15 protein-coding genes are annotated in these 15,477 nt (G+C 62.5%); 9 read left to right on the plus strand and 6 right to left on the minus strand.

Going from position 1 to position 15,477, the window contains the following annotated elements:
• The first annotated feature begins 92 nt into the window (after positions 1-92).
• The gene (locus B0E55_RS18850) at positions 93-1,382 is read left to right on the plus strand and encodes an adenylosuccinate synthase (RefSeq protein ID WP_003944351.1); all 1,290 of its coding nucleotides are present in this window, start codon (positions 93-95) and stop codon (positions 1,380-1,382) included.
• Positions 1,383-1,433: 51 nt separating this feature from the next.
• Here the strand turns inward: B0E55_RS18850 and B0E55_RS18855 are convergent, their stop codons facing one another.
• Together B0E55_RS18855 and B0E55_RS18860 are read right to left on the minus strand one after the other, a co-directional pair.
• Positions 1,434-1,904: a 5' nucleotidase, NT5C type gene (locus B0E55_RS18855; protein ID WP_080910198.1), complete on the minus strand. Its 471-nt coding sequence runs from the start codon at positions 1,902-1,904 to the stop codon at positions 1,434-1,436.
• A gap of 45 nt (positions 1,905-1,949) precedes the next feature.
• A complete protein-coding gene (locus B0E55_RS18860) occupies positions 1,950-2,180 on the minus strand; it encodes a hypothetical protein (RefSeq protein WP_003944349.1) in 231 nt (76 codons plus the stop codon).
• A gap of 61 nt (positions 2,181-2,241) precedes the next feature.
• Between B0E55_RS18860 and yczR the strand changes: the two genes are divergently transcribed.
• A complete protein-coding gene (yczR, locus tag B0E55_RS18865) occupies positions 2,242-3,717 on the plus strand; it encodes a MocR-like transcription factor YczR (protein WP_019749471.1) in 1,476 nt (491 codons plus the stop codon).
• Between the two features lie 47 nt (positions 3,718-3,764).
• Complete coding sequence (locus B0E55_RS18870; protein ID WP_080910199.1) at positions 3,765-4,868, plus strand: class I SAM-dependent methyltransferase; 1,104 nt, start codon at positions 3,765-3,767, stop codon at positions 4,866-4,868.
• Between the two features lie 59 nt (positions 4,869-4,927).
• On the opposite strand, the gene B0E55_RS18875 is transcribed toward B0E55_RS18870, so the two are convergent.
• The 3 genes from B0E55_RS18875 to B0E55_RS18885 form a co-directional block, all read right to left on the minus strand.
• On the minus strand, positions 4,928-6,028 hold the full coding sequence (locus tag B0E55_RS18875; protein ID WP_080910225.1) for a CaiB/BaiF CoA transferase family protein: 1,101 nt from the start codon (positions 6,026-6,028) through the stop codon (positions 4,928-4,930).
• Between the two features lie 107 nt (positions 6,029-6,135).
• Positions 6,136-8,202 carry an ABC transporter ATP-binding protein gene (locus B0E55_RS18880; RefSeq protein ID WP_019749474.1) on the minus strand — a complete coding sequence of 689 codons (2,067 nt, stop codon included), beginning with the start codon at positions 8,200-8,202 and terminating at the stop codon, positions 6,136-6,138.
• Positions 8,199-9,932 carry an ABC transporter ATP-binding protein gene (locus B0E55_RS18885; RefSeq protein ID WP_019749475.1) on the minus strand — a complete coding sequence of 578 codons (1,734 nt, stop codon included), beginning with the start codon at positions 9,930-9,932 and terminating at the stop codon, positions 8,199-8,201. Before B0E55_RS18885 ends, B0E55_RS18880 begins: the two co-directional genes overlap by 4 nt.
• A 320-nt stretch (positions 9,933-10,252) precedes the next feature.
• Between B0E55_RS18885 and B0E55_RS32475 the strand changes: the two genes are divergently transcribed.
• The 6 genes from B0E55_RS32475 (at position 10,253) to B0E55_RS18905 (ending at position 14,718) form a co-directional block, all read left to right on the plus strand.
• A complete protein-coding gene (locus B0E55_RS32475) occupies positions 10,253-10,375 on the plus strand; it encodes a hypothetical protein (protein WP_003944443.1) in 123 nt (40 codons plus the stop codon).
• A gap of 210 nt (positions 10,376-10,585) precedes the next feature.
• On the plus strand, positions 10,586-10,708 hold the full coding sequence (locus B0E55_RS32480; protein ID WP_019749478.1) for a hypothetical protein: 123 nt from the start codon (positions 10,586-10,588) through the stop codon (positions 10,706-10,708).
• Positions 10,709-11,070: 362 nt separating this feature from the next.
• Entirely contained in the window at positions 11,071-11,217 is a 147-nt protein-coding gene (locus tag B0E55_RS31925; protein ID WP_003944356.1) for a hypothetical protein, read from the plus strand.
• 240 nt (positions 11,218-11,457) lie between these two features.
• Positions 11,458-12,963: a GGDEF domain-containing protein gene (locus B0E55_RS18895; protein ID WP_020906657.1), complete on the plus strand. Its 1,506-nt coding sequence runs from the start codon at positions 11,458-11,460 to the stop codon at positions 12,961-12,963.
• Between the two features lie 40 nt (positions 12,964-13,003).
• A complete protein-coding gene (gene purT, locus B0E55_RS18900; protein ID WP_080910200.1) occupies positions 13,004-14,239 on the plus strand; it encodes a formate-dependent phosphoribosylglycinamide formyltransferase in 1,236 nt (411 codons plus the stop codon).
• Positions 14,236-14,718, plus strand: a complete 483-nt coding sequence (locus B0E55_RS18905; RefSeq protein WP_019749482.1) for a DUF456 domain-containing protein — start codon at positions 14,236-14,238, stop codon at positions 14,716-14,718. The genes purT and B0E55_RS18905 overlap by 4 nt, the downstream gene beginning before the upstream one ends.
• Here the strand turns inward: B0E55_RS18905 and B0E55_RS18910 are convergent.
• A complete protein-coding gene (locus B0E55_RS18910; protein ID WP_241896091.1) occupies positions 14,622-15,461 on the minus strand; it encodes an amidohydrolase family protein in 840 nt (279 codons plus the stop codon). The two genes, B0E55_RS18905 and B0E55_RS18910, sit on opposite strands and share 97 nt — an antisense overlap.
• Between the last annotated feature and the right edge of the window lie 16 nt (positions 15,462-15,477).

Consider the following 15,477-nt stretch of genomic DNA (forward strand, 5'->3'; position numbering starts at 1 on the left):
GCAACAGTTCGGCGCTGCATCATGTGCGCGGAAGCCAGGCAGTACCAATGCGGCGGGACAACTGCTGCACGTCGACCGTAGGAGACAACGTCATGCCGGCAATCGTCCTGATCGGCGCCCAGTGGGGCGACGAAGGTAAGGGCAAAGCTACAGATCTACTGGGCGAGCAGCTTCAGTGGGTCGTGCGATACCAGGGCGGTAACAACGCCGGACACACCGTGGTTCTGCCGAACGGTGACAAGTTCGCACTGCACCTCATCCCGTCCGGAATCCTCACCCCCGCCGTCAACAACGTCATCGGTAACGGTGTCGTCGTCGACCCGGGTGTGTTGCTGACCGAATTGGCAGGCTTGGAAGAGCGCGGTGTGGACACGTCCCGCCTGCTGCTTTCTGCTGATGCGCACCTGATCATGCCGTACCACGTGGCCATCGACAAGGTCACCGAACGCTTCCTGGGAGCGAAGAAGATCGGCACGACCGGCCGCGGTATCGGCCCGTGCTACCAGGACAAGATCGCCCGTGTCGGTGTCCGTGCTGCGGACGTCCTGGACGAGAAGATCCTGACCCAGAAGGTCGAAGCAGCACTCGAATTCAAGAACCAGGTGCTGGTCAAGATCTACAACCGCAAGGCACTCGACCCGCAGCAGGTCGTCGAAGAGGTACTGACGCAGGCCGAGGGTTTCAAGCACCGCATCTCGGACACGCGCCTGGAGCTCAACCTCGCCCTCGAGCGCGGCGAGACCGTCTTGCTCGAAGGTTCGCAGGGCACTCTGCTGGACGTCGACCACGGCACGTACCCGTACGTGACCTCGTCCAACCCCACCTCGGGTGGTGCGGCGGTCGGTTCGGGCATCGGTCCCACCAAGATCACCACGGTGCTCGGAATCCTCAAGGCGTACACGACGCGTGTCGGCTCCGGTCCGTTCCCGACGGAGCTGTTCGACGATCACGGCGCATACCTGGCGAAGCAGGGCGGCGAGGTCGGTGTCACCACCGGACGCGCTCGTCGTACGGGATGGTTCGACGCAGTCATCGCGCGTTACGCGACGCGCGTCAACGGCATCACCGACTACTTCCTCACCAAGCTGGACGTGTTGAGCAGCCTCGACACCGTGCCGATCTGTGTCGCGTACGAGGTGGACGGTGTCCGCCACGACGAAATGCCGATGTCGCAGAGCGACATTCACCACGCCAAGCCCATCTACGAAGAGATGCCTGGCTGGTGGGAGGACATCTCGGAGGCTCGCACCTTCGAGGAACTGCCGCAGAATGCGCAGAACTACGTGCTTCGGCTCGAAGAGCTTTCGGGTGCGTTCATCTCCTGCATCGGTGTCGGTCCCGGCCGCGACGAGACGATCGTCCGGCGCGAGATCGTCCGCTAGTTCGTTCCCTCGAAATCCCCGCTCCTGCAAGCAGGAGCGGGGATTCGTGTTTCAAGCCAGCTTCGACAAGTGTGCGGTGACGGTCTTCCAGTCGGGAAACTCGGTGCTGCCGAACTTGATCCACTCGCCCTCGAAACGATCTGCGCCGTTTGCTCCGCGGTCGTCGACGAGGTAATCGCCTCGATTGAGGTGCTTGTGGTGCGAGAGGATCAGACGTTTGTACGCGACGCTGCCCTCCTCCATGCCGAGGTGCTCTTGGACCCATAGAACCTTGTCGTGCCAGGCTGTGGCGTTCTTCCACGGCGCTGTCGAGAGGATGTAGGTGTCGAACTGCTGCGCCAGTTGGTGGTAGGCGTCGATAGCACCGTTGAGAGGATCCATGCGAGAGAAGATGTGCGGCGCTTCGTCGAGGTCGTTCTTGTACTTCTCCCGGACGCCGTCGGTCAGGCGATCGATGCCCGACTGGAAGTTGACCAAGGTGTTGTCGAGATCGATGTAGAGGATCTTTTTGGAAGCCGGCATGCAATCCCTCTCTGGAGACTTTCTGAGTGCGAAAAGAGTCCAGTTTTACGCAACTGGACTGAGATCAGTGAATTCTTCCCCCTGATCACAATCGCACGGGGGTCTGACAGCGTCGTTTTCGCGGTCTGAAGTCTTGTCGTGGAAGATGCCGCCGAGGGGTGCTGCCAGGCGAAACTGCTCCAAACGAATGTATGTACCTTCACCTTCAGCGGGCGCGAAGAAGTATACGAGTGCCACGAAGAGTCCGATGCCGATCAGGGTTGCGAAGGTAGTCATGGACATATGATCAACTCGACTGGTATTGAGTTACATAGCCAAGTTGTCGATACTGGACTGCATGATGACTCGAGTTCTCGGTGCCCGTTCGCTTGCGCGCGATCTGGGGTCCTGGCAGGAAGAGTCCGGGCGCAGGCCCGCGTACCGTGCGCTTGCCGACGGTATCCGCCTGCTCGTGCATGACGGTCGCGTTCCGCTGGGGGTCGCACTGCCGAGTGAGCGTGAACTTGCGGCGGTGCTCGAACTCAGTCGAACCACGATCACGTCGTCGTACTCGGTGCTGCGAGACGAGGGGTATCTGATCAGCCGGCAGGGTTCGCGAAGCACCGTGGCTTTGCCCGCCGGCGCGCGGCCGAACGGGTTGATGTTCCGCTCCCACCAACCGGGGCCGAGTGGGCCCGTCGTCGACCTCAGTTACGCGGCGATGGCAGCTCCCGCCGCTCAGGTCGAACTGGCGTATGCGTCTGCGCTGCAGGAACTTCCGAACTTCCTGCCCACGCACGGGATGGAACCGGTCGGGATCGCCGACTTGCGTGACGTGATCGCGCAGCGCTACACGGCGCGGGGTCTTCCCACCACCGCCGAACAGATCATGGTGACCTCGGGTGCGCAGCACGCGCTTCGGTTGTTGCTGTCGGTGCTCACCTCACCCGGCGAGCGAGTGCTGGTCGATCATCCGACGTACCCCAATGCGCTGGAAGCGATTCGGCGAAACGGTGCTCGGCCCGTGCCGGTTCCGGTCCGACCGGAGTTCGCGGCGGCCGGAGCCTGGGATCTCGACGGGATTCGAAGTGCAGCAAGGCAAACCGCTGCCAGAATGGCATACCTGATCCCCGACTTTCACAACCCGACCGGCCTCTGCATGGACTCTTCCGGCCGCGCCGAGCTTGCGAAGATTGCGCACGAAACGCGAATGACTCTGGTCGTCGACGAGACGATGGTGGACCTGTGGCTCGACGCACCGCCGCCGGCGCCGGTCGCCTCACATGGGCGAGGCGCGGCGAAAACCGAAGTGGTGACGCTCGGTTCGACCGCGAAGTCGCTGTGGGGCGGGCTACGTGTCGGTTGGATTCGCGCCGATGCCGCGCTCATCACCCAGTTGGTGGGGGCGCGTGCCGCGGTCGACCTCGGTACTCCCGTCATGGATCAGTTGGCAGCCGCTTACTTGCTCGCCGACGACCGCTCGTTGCTCGAACAGCGTCGCGAAGTTCTGCGAGAACAGCGTGCGGTACTCCTCGGTGCAGTGGCAGAGCATCTGCCGGACTGGCGTCCCACCATCGGCTCCGGCGGAATGTCGGTGTGGATGCGAATGTCCGCGCCAGTCTCGACGGCGTTGGCGGCGGTGGCACCCAACTTCGGTGTACTCCTTGCCGCCGGCCCCCGTTTCGGCGTCGAAGGTGCGTTCGAACGATTCATCCGCGTGCCGTACGCACGTTCTCCCGAGGACCTCATTCGCGGCGTCGCGTCCATCGCCGCTGCGTACGACACCCTCGCGACGGATCGCGACACGGCAGACCAACGAATGGTCGTCGTCTGAGAACTGGGTACACACCCTGAAAGTGGTGTGAAACCAGGAGGTAGGGCATGACGGCGGTAGACGGTACAGGCGCAGCGGGAACCAGTGCGGCGGACGCGCTCGCAGAACGATTGTTCGCGGCCACGCTCGGGGCGTCGGAGCTGCAGGCTGTGTATCTGGGCGACCGGCTGGGCTGGTACCGCGCGCTGAGCGATCACGCCCCGCTCACGTCGACGGAGCTGGCGGACCGGACAGGGACCGTCGAAAGGTATGCGCGGGAGTGGCTCGAGCAGCAGGCCGTCGCCGGTTATGTGGAGGTCAATTCGGATGCCGATCGCCGGTACAGCCTGCCGCAGGCCCACGCCGATGTTCTGGTCGACGACGAGAACCTGCTTTTCCTGGCGCCGTTGGCGAGGCTGTTCGTCGCGACGACGTCGTCGATGCCGCGTCTACTCGACGCTTATCGTCACGGCGGGGGAGTCACGTGGGAATCGATGGGCCCCGATGCTCGCGAGGGCCAGGCGCTGCTGAACCGGCCGATGTATCTCCAGCAGCTCTGTCAGCAGTTCCTGCCGGTAGTCACCGACCTGCACGCCATTCTTGTCGGCGGCGGGCAGGTCGCTGATCTCGGGATGGGGGAGGGCTGGTCGTCGATCGCGCTCGCCCTCGGATACCCGAAGATCGAAGTGCACGGCTTCGACGTCGACGCGGCATCGGTGAACGCTGCCCGTCGTAACGCCCACGATCGTGGGGTGGACGACCGAGTACATTTCTCGTTGGTCGACGTCGCCGGACAGGCTCCTGAGGCCGGGCGAGTCGATGCCGGGACCTACGATGCCGTGTTCGCTTTCGAATGCCTTCACGACGTTCCGGATCCGGTGGGATTTCTGTCCACGGCTCGGGCGATTGCCCAGCCGGGCGCCCCGGTGATCGTCATGGACGAACGAACGGCAGATGTGTTCGATCCCGAGGCGGGTCCGATCGAGCAATTGCTGTACGGCTTTTCGCTGACGTGCTGCCTGCCCGACAGCCTGTCGCATCCGGGGAGCGTTGCCACCGGGACGGTGATGAGGCACTCGACACTCGAAAGCTATGCCAAGGCCGCCGGTTTCGAGCGGGTTGACGTGCTGCCGATCGAGCACGAGATGTTCAGGTTCTACAGGTTGGGCTGACGCCCCGTGCGTGGTTAGAGAGTCCTGAGGCTCCTTAACCGCGCACGGGGCCGAAGGCCCTAGGTCCAGACCGTGTCGATATCCGTCGCCTCACGCGCCGGCGCAGCAGGCGTCGTGGTGGGCGTGCGCGAGAAGCGCGGTGCGGGAGCATGCTGAGTGACGCCGTCGAGTTCGATGAGCGAACCGCGGGCCGCGATGTGTTCGTTGGACGGAGCCTCGGCGAAAGTCAGGACAGGGGAGACGCAGGCGTCGGTGCCGAGGAAGATCTTGGCCCACTCGTCGCGAGTCTTGGACAAGAACTTTTCGGTGAAGAGCGTCTTCATGTCGTCCCACTTGGACGTGTCCATCTGGTGAGGGAGCGTCGCGGGATCGAGTTCGAGGCCCTCGAGCAACAATGCGTAGAACTGCGGTTCGATGGATCCGACGGCCATGTACTTGCCGTCGGAGGTCTCGTAGGTGTCGTAGAACGGAGCGCCGGTGTCGAGGAGGTTGACGCCGCGCTCGTCGGACCAGACGCCGCGACCGCGGAATGCCCACATCATGTGCGAGAGCGCGAGGGTTCCGTCGACCATCGCCGCGTCGACGACCTGGCCCTTACCGGACGTCGAGCGCTCGACGAGAGCCGACAGAATGCCGAAGATCAGGAACATGGAACCGCCGCCGAAATCGCCGACCATGTTGAGCGGCGGGACGGGGCGTTCACCCTTGCGTCCGATGGCGTTGAGGACACCGGTCAGTGAGATGTAGTTGATGTCGTGACCGGCGGCGTTGGCGAGCGGTCCTTCCTGTCCCCAGCCCGTCATACGGGCGTAAACGAGGCGCGGATTGCGCTCCGACACCACGTCGGGTCCGAGTCCCATGCGTTCCATGACGCCGGGGCGGAAGCCCTCGATGAGGACGTCGGCGCGGCCCAGGAGATCGAGAACCTTGGCGACGTCGGCCGGATCCTTCAGGTTGGCCTCGACGATGCGGCGGCCGCGCTTGATCTGGTCGGTTGCGTTCGAGTCCTGCGGAATCTGCCCTGCGCGCTGGACGATGACGATGTCGGCGCCCATGTCCGCCAACAGCGTCGCGGCGTGCGGGCCCGGTCCCAATCCAGCGAATTCCACGATCCGAATGCCCGCGAGCGGGCCCTTCTTCTCCACAGCTTCTGCAGACACACGCACTCCCAATTCAGACGGTGACAACACTCCTGACTCGACGGTAACGTGTCGAATCGATCAGGTGTGCTCCGGGGCACTGTGTCCGCCGAGGGAGGCGCCGATCACTAGACGGCGGCACCCTCGAACTGAGCGTTGTAGAGACGGAAGTACGCGCCCGCCGCTGCGATGAGTTCGTCGTGTGTGCCCTGCTCGACGATCTTGCCCGCCTCCATCACGACGATCAGATCGGCGTTACGGATGGTGGAGAGCCGGTGCGCGATGATGAAGCTGGTGCGCCCGACGCGCAACGCGGACATTGCTTGCTGCACAAGCTGTTCCGTACGTGTGTCGACCGAGCTGGTCGCCTCGTCGAGAATCAGCAGCGACGGCTCCGACAGGAATGCTCGGGCAATCGTGATGAGCTGCTTCTCGCCGGAGCTGATGTTCGATGCCTCCTCGTCCAGCACGGTGTCGTACCCGTCCGGGAGCGTGTGGATGAAGCGGTCGACGAAGGCAGCGCGTGCGGCTTCGTGGATCTCGTATTCACTGGCGTCGAGCCGGCCGTACGCGATGTTGTCGCGGATCGTTCCGCCGAAGAGCCAGGTGTCCTGCAGGACCATGCCGACGTGCTTGCGCAAGTCGGAGCGGCGCATCTGCGAGATGTCGACGTCGTCGAGAGTGATTCGGCCCGAGTCGACTTCGTAGAAGCGCATGAGCAGGTTGACCAAGGTGGTCTTGCCGGCACCGGTGGGTCCGACGATGGCGACCATCTGCCCGGGCCGAGCCGTCAGGTACACGTTCTCGATCAACGGCTTGTCCGGCTCGTAGCGGAACGAGACGTTCTCGAACTCGATGTGTCCGACGTTGCGATGGCGTCCGGCAGGCTCGGGCATTAGTGGCACGTCGATGTCGGGCGACTGCTCGGGTTCGTCGAGAAGCTCGAAGACCCGCTCGGCCGACGCTGCTCCGGACTGCAGGCTCGTCGACATGGACGCGATCTGCGTGAGTGGTTGGCTGAACTGGCGCGAATAGACGATGAACGCCTGAACGTCACCGAGTGACATGTTGCCGCTGGCGACCTTGAGTGCGCCGACCACAGCGAGCAGCACGTAGGTGATGTTTCCGACGAAGTTCATGACCGGCATGATCAGGCTGGAGAGGAACTGTGCGCCGAAGGACGCGTCGAGGAGTTTCTTGTTCTGCTCGGCGAATTCACGCTCGGCTTCGGCCTGATGCCCGTACACGCGTACCAGGTCGCGACCGCTGTAGTTCTCTTCGATCTGTGCGTTGATCTTGCCCGTCTCGGTCCACTGAGCCTTGTACAACACCTGTGCACGCTTGGCGACCCTGGCAACGAGGAGCACCGATACCGGCACCGCGATCAGTGCGATCAGGGCGAGCATCGGAGAGATGACGAACATCATCGTCAGGACGCCGAGGACGGTGAGCACCGACGTCAGGAGCGACGTCAACGTCGACGACAACGTCGACGAGATGTTGTCGATGTCGTTGGTGACGCGGCTGAGGATCTCGCCGCGCGGCGTCTTGTCGAAGTATGGAAGGGGGAGACGGTGAAGCTTCGCCTCGACCGATGCACGCAGGTTGTAGATGGTCTTCTGGACGATGATGTTGAGGAGGAATGCTTCCAACCAGGCAAGTAGCGACGAGAGCAAGTACACGACGATCGCGAGCATGACGACTTTGCCGATGGCGTCGAAGTTCAGACCTACACCGGGAACGACGTCGGTCGAGTTGGCGACGAGGTCGGCGAACGTCGAATTTCCTGATGCGCGGATCGCCTCTGCTGCCTGATCGCGGGTCAGTCCGGCGGGCAGGCTCTTGCCGATGAACCCGGCGAAGATGAGGTCTGTCGCGTGACCGAGGATCTTCGGCACCGCGACGGAGAGCGCGATGCTGGCGATCGTCGCAACGACGACACAGACGACCGCAAACTTGTGTGGCTGCAGAAGCGAGAGAAGCCGCTTCATCGTCGCCTTGAAGTGGCGAGGTTTGGTGTCCGTCGCGGTCAGCGCGGGCTTCGGCTCTTTGTCGGGGTTCTCGGGGTTACTCGACTTCGCATCCCCGTCCGCGGATTCAGGTTCGCTCGGGATCTTGGCGAACACCACCGTCGGGGCATCGTCGAAGTACTGGCTGTTGGGGCTGCCCCACGTCGGGTCCTGCGGGCTGGTCATGCGCTCATCTCCGCGGGAATCTGGGAAGCCACGATCTCTTGGTACGTCGGACAGTTGGCCAGAAGGAACTGATGGTCGCCGAGACCGACCGGAGCGCCGTCTTCGAGGACCATGATCTGGTCGGCATCGATGATGGACGCGACGCGCTGCGCGACGATGATGACCGTCGAATGAGTCGAGACCGTGCGGAGTTCGCGTCGGACTGCGGCGTCGGTGTGCATGTCGAGTGCGGAGAACGAATCGTCGAAGACGAAGATCCGGGGTCTGCGGACCACAGCTCTGGCGATGGCGAGACGTTGTTTCTGTCCGCCCGAGAGATTGCCGCCGCCCTGGGCGATCGGAGACTCGAGACCGTCGGAGAGTTCACGGACGAAGTCGTCTGCCTGGGCGATGGTGAGGGCTGCCCAGATGTCGTCGTCGGTGGCGGTCGGGTTTCCGTAGCGGATATTGCTCGCGATCGTGCCGGCGAACAGGTAGGCCTTCTGGGGCACGTATCCGAAGTTGGCGAAGAGTTCGTCCTGATCCCAGCCACGGACGTCCAAGCCGTCGACCAGGACGGCGCCGGCCGTGACGTCGAAGAGTCGGGGGATGAGTGAGACGAGGGTCGATTTGCCACTACCGGTACTGCCCACGATCGCGGTGACCGTTCCTGGCATGCATCGCATCGAGACATTCGACAGGACCGGCGTTTCTGCTCCCGGATACGTGAATCCGGCTCCACCGAACTCGACAACGCCGTAGGGGCTGGTCGGGCGAAGGGGCTGGGCCGGTGCGGGCACGGTCGGCTCGGTGTCGAGTACCTCGGTGATGCGGTCGGCACACACGGCCGCGCGGGGGATCACGACGGCCAACATGGTCGCCATGACCACGGACATCAGGATCTGCATGACGTAGGCGAGGAAGGCGCTGATCTGGCCGATCTGCATGTCTCCGGTATCGACCAGATGCGCGCCGAACCACAGCACCGCGACGCTCGACAGGTTGGCGATCAACATGACGGTGGGCAGCAGAACCGCCTGGTAGCGACCGATGAGGAGCGAGGTGTCGGTCAGTTCCTTGTTGGCTTTGTCGAAGCGGATCGTCTCGTCGGGTTCTCGAACGAAGGCGCGGATGACACGCATACCGGTGAGCTGTTCGCGCAGTGATCGATTGATGTTGTCGATCCGCGTCTGCATCGTCCGGAAGTGCGGGATCAGCTTGGCCACCACGACCGAGACGGTGATGCCGAGCAGTGGTACCGAAATCGTCAGGAGCCAGGACATCTGCAGGTTCTCGCGCAGCGCCATGATGATGCCGCCGATACACATCAGTGGGGCGCTGACGAGCATCGAGGAGGTCAGCATGACCAGGGCCTGGATCTGCAGGACGTCGTTGGTGTTCCGTGTGATCAGCGTCGGCGCACCGAAACTGTTGAATTCGCGATCAGAGAAGCTGCCGACGGCCTTGTAAAAGGCGCCTCGAACGTCGTGGCCGAAGCCCATCGACGATTTTGCCGCCAGATAGGTCGATGCGACCGACGCGATGATCGACGCAAGCGAGACCAGCAGCATGATCCCGCCGGTGGACATGATGAATCCGGTGTCGCCTCGGGCTACACCGTCGTCGATGATCCGAGCGTTGAGCGTGGGGAGGACTAACGACGCGATGGCCCCGAAGAGTTGAAGTGCGAGGACCCCGGCAAGCAACCAGCGGTACGGCGGCAGGTACGCCTTGAGGAGTTTTGCTAGCACGACGGTTCCCGGTGAGTTGCTTCGGTTGCCGCTCGTTCGCGATTGATCACAAGCACACGGTATGACAGATCGTGGTCGAGGTTGGCACCGACTCTGACGATTGCAACCATTTGTCCAAATCGAATGTGATGTCCAACACACTTGAATTCGATATTGGTTTCAGGTCACAGGGCCTGAACTGCTGGTTTACACATTGCTCCAATATGTCACGGTCCTTCTTGGATAGAAACAAACTGGACGTACGTATTTAGCTTGGCTACAAAGAGGCGGAGCGAACAAAACGTGCGCCGCGTCATAGATATTCATGCAAGGAGTCACACATGGGATCCCTCGGAAACCTTCTCAAGGCCAACGGCATGGGCTGGGGCATTCTCCAGCTTCTTCCCCTGGTCAACATGCTCAAGACCCTTCAGGGGCTGGACACCGCGAGCTCGAACTCCTGACGTTCGACCACAACAATTCTTCCGAAACAACACAGGAGTAGTCGCATGACCTCAATTCAGAATCTCGACGCCTTCCTCAAGAGTGTTCTCGCATTCGTGACCAAGTTGAACGCGGGATCGGCGGACGGCTCGGGTTCGGCTGGTTCCACTGCCGAGTAATTCTCGGTCCCCACTTCATTTCAACTGCATCCCGACATAAGGAGGCCCGACATGGGTTCATTCGAAGACTTCAGCGGCGTCGTCAAGACGTTCATTCCGGTACTCAAGGACCTGTTCACGGCACTCGGTGGTGGCTCGCTCACCCCGGGCACAGGATCGGCGGCTGACAAGTAAGTCCCGTTTGTCCGAAAGTGTGGCTCGCGGTTGTCTGCGGGCCACACTTTTTGCATTTCAATTGTGAGCGAAATCACATTATAGGATATTTCGAACCGTCTATTTGGCCTCTGAACTGCAATTATGTCAGAAGGTGTTACCGACAGTTCAAGTTGGTAGCTATTCGGTAGCTAGACAAGTGTGGGCAGTCAGTCTATAAATGCAGGCAGCGCCAAGTTAGTGCGCTACATCACAGCTCGGGATGTTGTTCGGGGGGCGGTTCAGCCATCCGCGCGGCAGAAGTTCCCGAACCATCTCGGCCACCGCCTGCGGCCGGAGTGGCGCTGGAACATCACACCACCTCACAAACAGGAGAACCTCCTATGTTCGGATCACTCAGCACCCTCGGACCCCTGCTCACCGCGCTCGGAGCTTTCCTCAAGTCCGTTCCCACCGAATCGCTGTCCGGCGAGGGCGAGGGCTCGTCCACCGGTTCACTCTCGGGTCTGTCCAGCGGATCCGCCGAGTAGTCATCCCTTCCGGCAGGTCCATTCGGCTCTGCCAATCGGATTGCATGCAGGTGCCCTCTGTCCACTGTCGTGGCCGGAGGGCACCCGCGTTTGCGGAGATTTTCGTAGTTGCCGTTTTGGCGTGTGAACACAGAACTGTGAGTGGCAGCACCTGCGTACGATGGTTCGACGACATCGGCATACGGTCACCGCGACGTCCGGTGCTCCCGAATTCAGAGGTAGCCGACCGCGAGGTGACGCATGGTAGGGACGAGTCGCTTTCTGCGCCTTCTCCTAGTGCTGGCCGTTGTACTTGCGGCTTCGTTGATCGGCATCCTCACGCGCCCACCAGGGTTGCTCGCGACATTCTGGTGCGCCAACGCCATTCTGCTGGGAATGATGGTCAGATGGCCGGTCCTGATCGAGTGGCCGACGTGGATCGCTGCGGCTGTCGGATACGTCTGCGCTGACCTGATCACCGGCAACTCGCTCTCGCTTGCGGTGCAGTTGAACGGGGCGAACCTCGCCGGAGTCACAGTCGGTGTTCTTGTTCTGTACTACTTGAAGCGCACACCGTTCCGATTGGTCGATTCGCAGTCGCTGGTGTGGATGGTCTTCGTCTCGTTCGTCGCGGCGACTGGTACCGCGGCCACTGCCGGCGCCTTGGACCGGCTCTTACGCGGTCAGTCCTTTACCGACACGTTTTTCCACTGGGGCGCCACCGAGGTCATGGCGTACCTGCTGGTCCTTCCTCTCATTCTCACTCTCACCATCCCGTCGAGCCTTGCCGAGTTCCGCAGCAAACTGACTGCCAAAACTGTCGCCGCTATGAGCGTTCCGCTACTCGCCACTGCAGCCTGCGTGCCGATCGCCCTGAGTATCGAAGGGCCGATCGCGCTGGTCCTTCCGATTCCGGCTCTCCTGTGGTGCGCCACTCGCATCTCGGTTCCGAGCACTGCCTTCGTTTCCGTGGTCTGGTCGGTGTGGTCGCTCATGATGGCGGGTAGCGGTCGACTCGATATCGGAGATCAAGCCGCCTCGACGTGGAACGAGGACGTCATCACGTCCATTGCCGTCACGCTGATCGCGTTGGGGCCGATCGCGGTTGCCTGTGCGACCGAGGAACGTCGCGCTGCCGAGCGTGAGCTCTTCCTTGCTGTCGAATTCGACCATCTGACCGGGGTCCTCTCGCGTGGTGCGTTTCTCGGGCATGCGGAATCGGAGCTTGCCGCCGCGGCCCGCACACAATCCCCGGTCGGCCTGCTGATGCTCGACCTGGACCACTTCAAGAGCATCAACGACACGCATGGACATATGACCGGTGACAGCGTTCTCGCGAACTTCGCCGAACGGGCCGCTGACCGATTGTCGGACGGCGATCTGATCGGAAGGCTCGGCGGCGAGGAGTTCGCCATTCTGCTTCCGGACTGCAGCTACGCGCGAGCAGTCGATGTGGCCGAGGCGGTCCGCGGCGCGCAAGTCGAGTACTCGGCCGAATCAGAAGTGACGAGCACCGTCAGTGTCGGCGTCGCGTGGGTCGATCATGCGACGCCGACGTTGACCACCCTCATGAGCGTCGCGGACGAGGCTCTGTACGAAGCCAAGCGCGCCGGGCGCAACCTCGTGAAAGTGCGCCGGCTCGGCAACGATGCATTGCCGCAACGGAATTCCGAGCCGGATATGGCCACCCGCACCTATCGCAAACCTGACATACCACGAACGATCAGGCGAGGATTTGGCCGCGAAGGTGTGGTGGACGGCCGATAACTGCGCTGACCTGCATCGGGATTGGCATATAGTCGCACCCATGCAGCTTGATTCGACGCCTTCGCCCCTGCCGACGCTTCCGCTCCGATTCGGAACTCCCCTGACCGAGAACTCCATCCGCGTGATGATGTTGGGATCAGGCGAGTTGGGTAAGGAAGTTGTCATCGCGTTGCAGCGTCTGGGCGTCGAAGTGATTGCGGTGGATCGGTATCCCGATGCCCCTGGACACCAGGTGGCTCATCGTGCGCATACCGTCGACATGACCGATCCGGAAGCGCTGCTTGCCGTCATCGAGTTGGAAAAGCCTCACTTCGTGGTTCCTGAGATCGAGGCCATTGCGACGGATGCGCTTGCACTCTTTGAAGAACGCGGGGCCGCGGTGGTCATTCCCACCGCCCGCGCCACCCAGCTCACGATGAACCGTGAGGGGATCCGTCGGCTCGCGGCCGAGGAGTTGGGCCTGCCCACTTCGCCGTACGCTTTCGCGGACTCGCTTGCCGAAGTGCAGGCAGCGACAGACCGAATCGGTTTCCCGTGCGTCATCAAGCCCGTCATGTCCTCGTCGGGGAAGGGACAGTCGACGGTTCGATCCGCCGAAGATCTCGACGCCGCATGGGATTACGCGATGGCCGGAGGTCGTGTGAATCACGGCCGGGTGATCGTCGAGGGTTTTGTCGATTTCGATTACGAGATAACACAATTGACGGTTCGCGCCGTCGGTGAGAGCGGTCAGGTCGAGACGTCGTTCTGCGAGCCGATCGGGCACCTGCAGGAAGCCGGTGACTACATCGAATCGTGGCAGCCGCAGCAGATGTCCGCAGTTGCCCTCGCCTCGGCCCGAGACGTCGCCGAGAAGGTGACCACGGCTCTGGGCGGGCGAGGCATCTTCGGCGTCGAGCTATTCGTGAAGGGCGACGACGTCTTCTTCTCCGAAGTGAGCCCACGGCCGCACGACACCGGATTGGTGACTCTGCGGACGCAGCGACTTTCGGAGTTCGAGCTGCATGCCCGCGCGATCCTGGGCTTGCCGGTCGACACGACGCTCACGGTGCCGGGAGCATCGGCGGTGATCTACGGCGGAATGGAGGCCAAGGGGATCGGATTCGACGGCGTCGCCGAGGCACTCTCGGTTCCCGAGACGGACCTGCGGCTCTTCGGCAAGCCCGAGAGCTTCACGCGTCGTCGCATGGGTGTTGCAGTGTCGACGGCCGCCGATGTGCCGACTGCACGCGCCCGTGCTCGCGAGGCCGCGTCGAAGGTGCGTCCCGTCGGATGAGTCCTGTGGCCGAGGTCCTCGTCGGGCTGGTCATCCTGGTCGGTCTGATCGGTGTCGTCGTTCCGATTCTTCCGGGGACACTTCTCGTTTTCGGTGCAATTCTGGTGTGGGCGATCATGACCGGTGGCGCGACGGCGTGGACGGTGTTCGCGCTGTCGACGCTGGCACTGGTGGTCACCGGGATCGTGAAGTACACCTGGCCAGGCAAGCGGATGAAGTCCGGGGGAGTGCCCAACCTGTCGGTGGTGGTCGGCGGCGTCGTCGGCATCATCGGGTTCTTCGTGATTCCGGTCGTGGGCTTGTTCCTCGGATTCATCGTCGGAACGTATTTCGCCGAACTAGCGCGGCTGCGCCGTTACGACATCGCCTGGTCGTCGACGCTTCACGCGGTGAAGGCAGTCGGATTGTCCATGTTGGTGGAACTGTTCGGAGCGCTGATCGCGGCGGGGCTGTGGCTGGGAGCCGTCGCGTTCACTTGAGCGCAGCGGTACCAGGAGCGGGCGTTGTCGCACATGACCGCGGACAGGTCGTCGCCGACAGCTTCGGCGATCACGTCCAGGTCGTGGACCTCGAACGCTCGACGTGCCCGTGTGCCGGGTAGATCGGTGCCGAACATCAGCGCAGCAGGGTTGACCGCGTGGATCTGGCGAAGCACGTCGCCGACGTCGGAGATGGTGGTGCGTCCGAACCCGGTGGCTTTGACGCGTACCCCGCGGTCGACGAGGTTGAGGAGATACGGCAGTCCGCGGGTGGACATTCCCAAGTGGTCGATGCTCACCGCCGGCAATTTGGCGAAGACGGGTTCCAACGACAGCAACAGCGTGGCATCGACGTAGAACTCGGCGTGCCAGCCGACCAGATCGAATGCGCGGTTGGCGAGATCGGCGAGTAGACGCAGGTCGGTGGCGCCTCGGCGCAGATTGAATCGGACGGCGCGCACTCCCAGCGCGTCCAGCGCAACGATGTCTTCATCCGTCGCATCGAGCGGCAAAGCAGTGACGCCCACCCAGCCTTCGCCGAGCTCGGACAAGGCGGCTTTCAGGTATTCCTGGTCATTGCCCTGGTACGACGCGGTAACCACAGCGCCGCCGTCAACACTCAGGCCCTTCAGTGAGGCAAGCCGGGCCCGGTAATCGGCCACGGTGAAGGGCTCAGGCAGGTACCCGTGATTCTCGACCAGCGGGAAGCGCGGGTCGATGATATGCACGTGGGCGTCAAACACGGGGTCTATTTTGCCC

The sequence above is a fragment of the Rhodococcus sp. 66b genome, from assembly GCF_002076325.1.
Classification (GTDB): Bacteria; Actinomycetota; Actinomycetes; order Mycobacteriales; family Mycobacteriaceae; genus Rhodococcus_F; species Rhodococcus_F erythropolis.

Excerpts from the sequence above, each read along its gene's own strand:
- B0E55_RS18850 (WP_003944351.1), top strand. The coding sequence starts at position 93 with ATGCCGGCAATCGTCCTGATCGGCGCCCAGTGGGGCGACGAAGGTAAG.
- B0E55_RS18855 (WP_080910198.1), bottom strand. The coding sequence starts at position 1,904 with ATGCCGGCTTCCAAAAAGATCCTCTACATCGATCTCGACAACACCTTG.
- B0E55_RS18860 (WP_003944349.1), bottom strand. The coding sequence starts at position 2,180 with ATGACTACCTTCGCAACCCTGATCGGCATCGGACTCTTCGTGGCACTC.
- yczR (WP_019749471.1), top strand. The coding sequence starts at position 2,242 with ATGATGACTCGAGTTCTCGGTGCCCGTTCGCTTGCGCGCGATCTGGGG.
- B0E55_RS18870 (WP_080910199.1), top strand. The coding sequence starts at position 3,765 with ATGACGGCGGTAGACGGTACAGGCGCAGCGGGAACCAGTGCGGCGGAC.
- B0E55_RS18880 (WP_019749474.1), bottom strand. The coding sequence starts at position 8,202 with ATGACCAGCCCGCAGGACCCGACGTGGGGCAGCCCCAACAGCCAGTAC.
- B0E55_RS32475 (WP_003944443.1), top strand. The coding sequence starts at position 10,253 with ATGGGATCCCTCGGAAACCTTCTCAAGGCCAACGGCATGGGCTGGGGC.
- B0E55_RS32480 (WP_019749478.1), top strand. The coding sequence starts at position 10,586 with ATGGGTTCATTCGAAGACTTCAGCGGCGTCGTCAAGACGTTCATTCCG.
- B0E55_RS31925 (WP_003944356.1), top strand. The coding sequence starts at position 11,071 with ATGTTCGGATCACTCAGCACCCTCGGACCCCTGCTCACCGCGCTCGGA.
- B0E55_RS18895 (WP_020906657.1), top strand. The coding sequence starts at position 11,458 with ATGGTAGGGACGAGTCGCTTTCTGCGCCTTCTCCTAGTGCTGGCCGTT.
- purT (WP_080910200.1), top strand. The coding sequence starts at position 13,004 with ATGCAGCTTGATTCGACGCCTTCGCCCCTGCCGACGCTTCCGCTCCGA.
- B0E55_RS18905 (WP_019749482.1), top strand. The coding sequence starts at position 14,236 with ATGAGTCCTGTGGCCGAGGTCCTCGTCGGGCTGGTCATCCTGGTCGGT.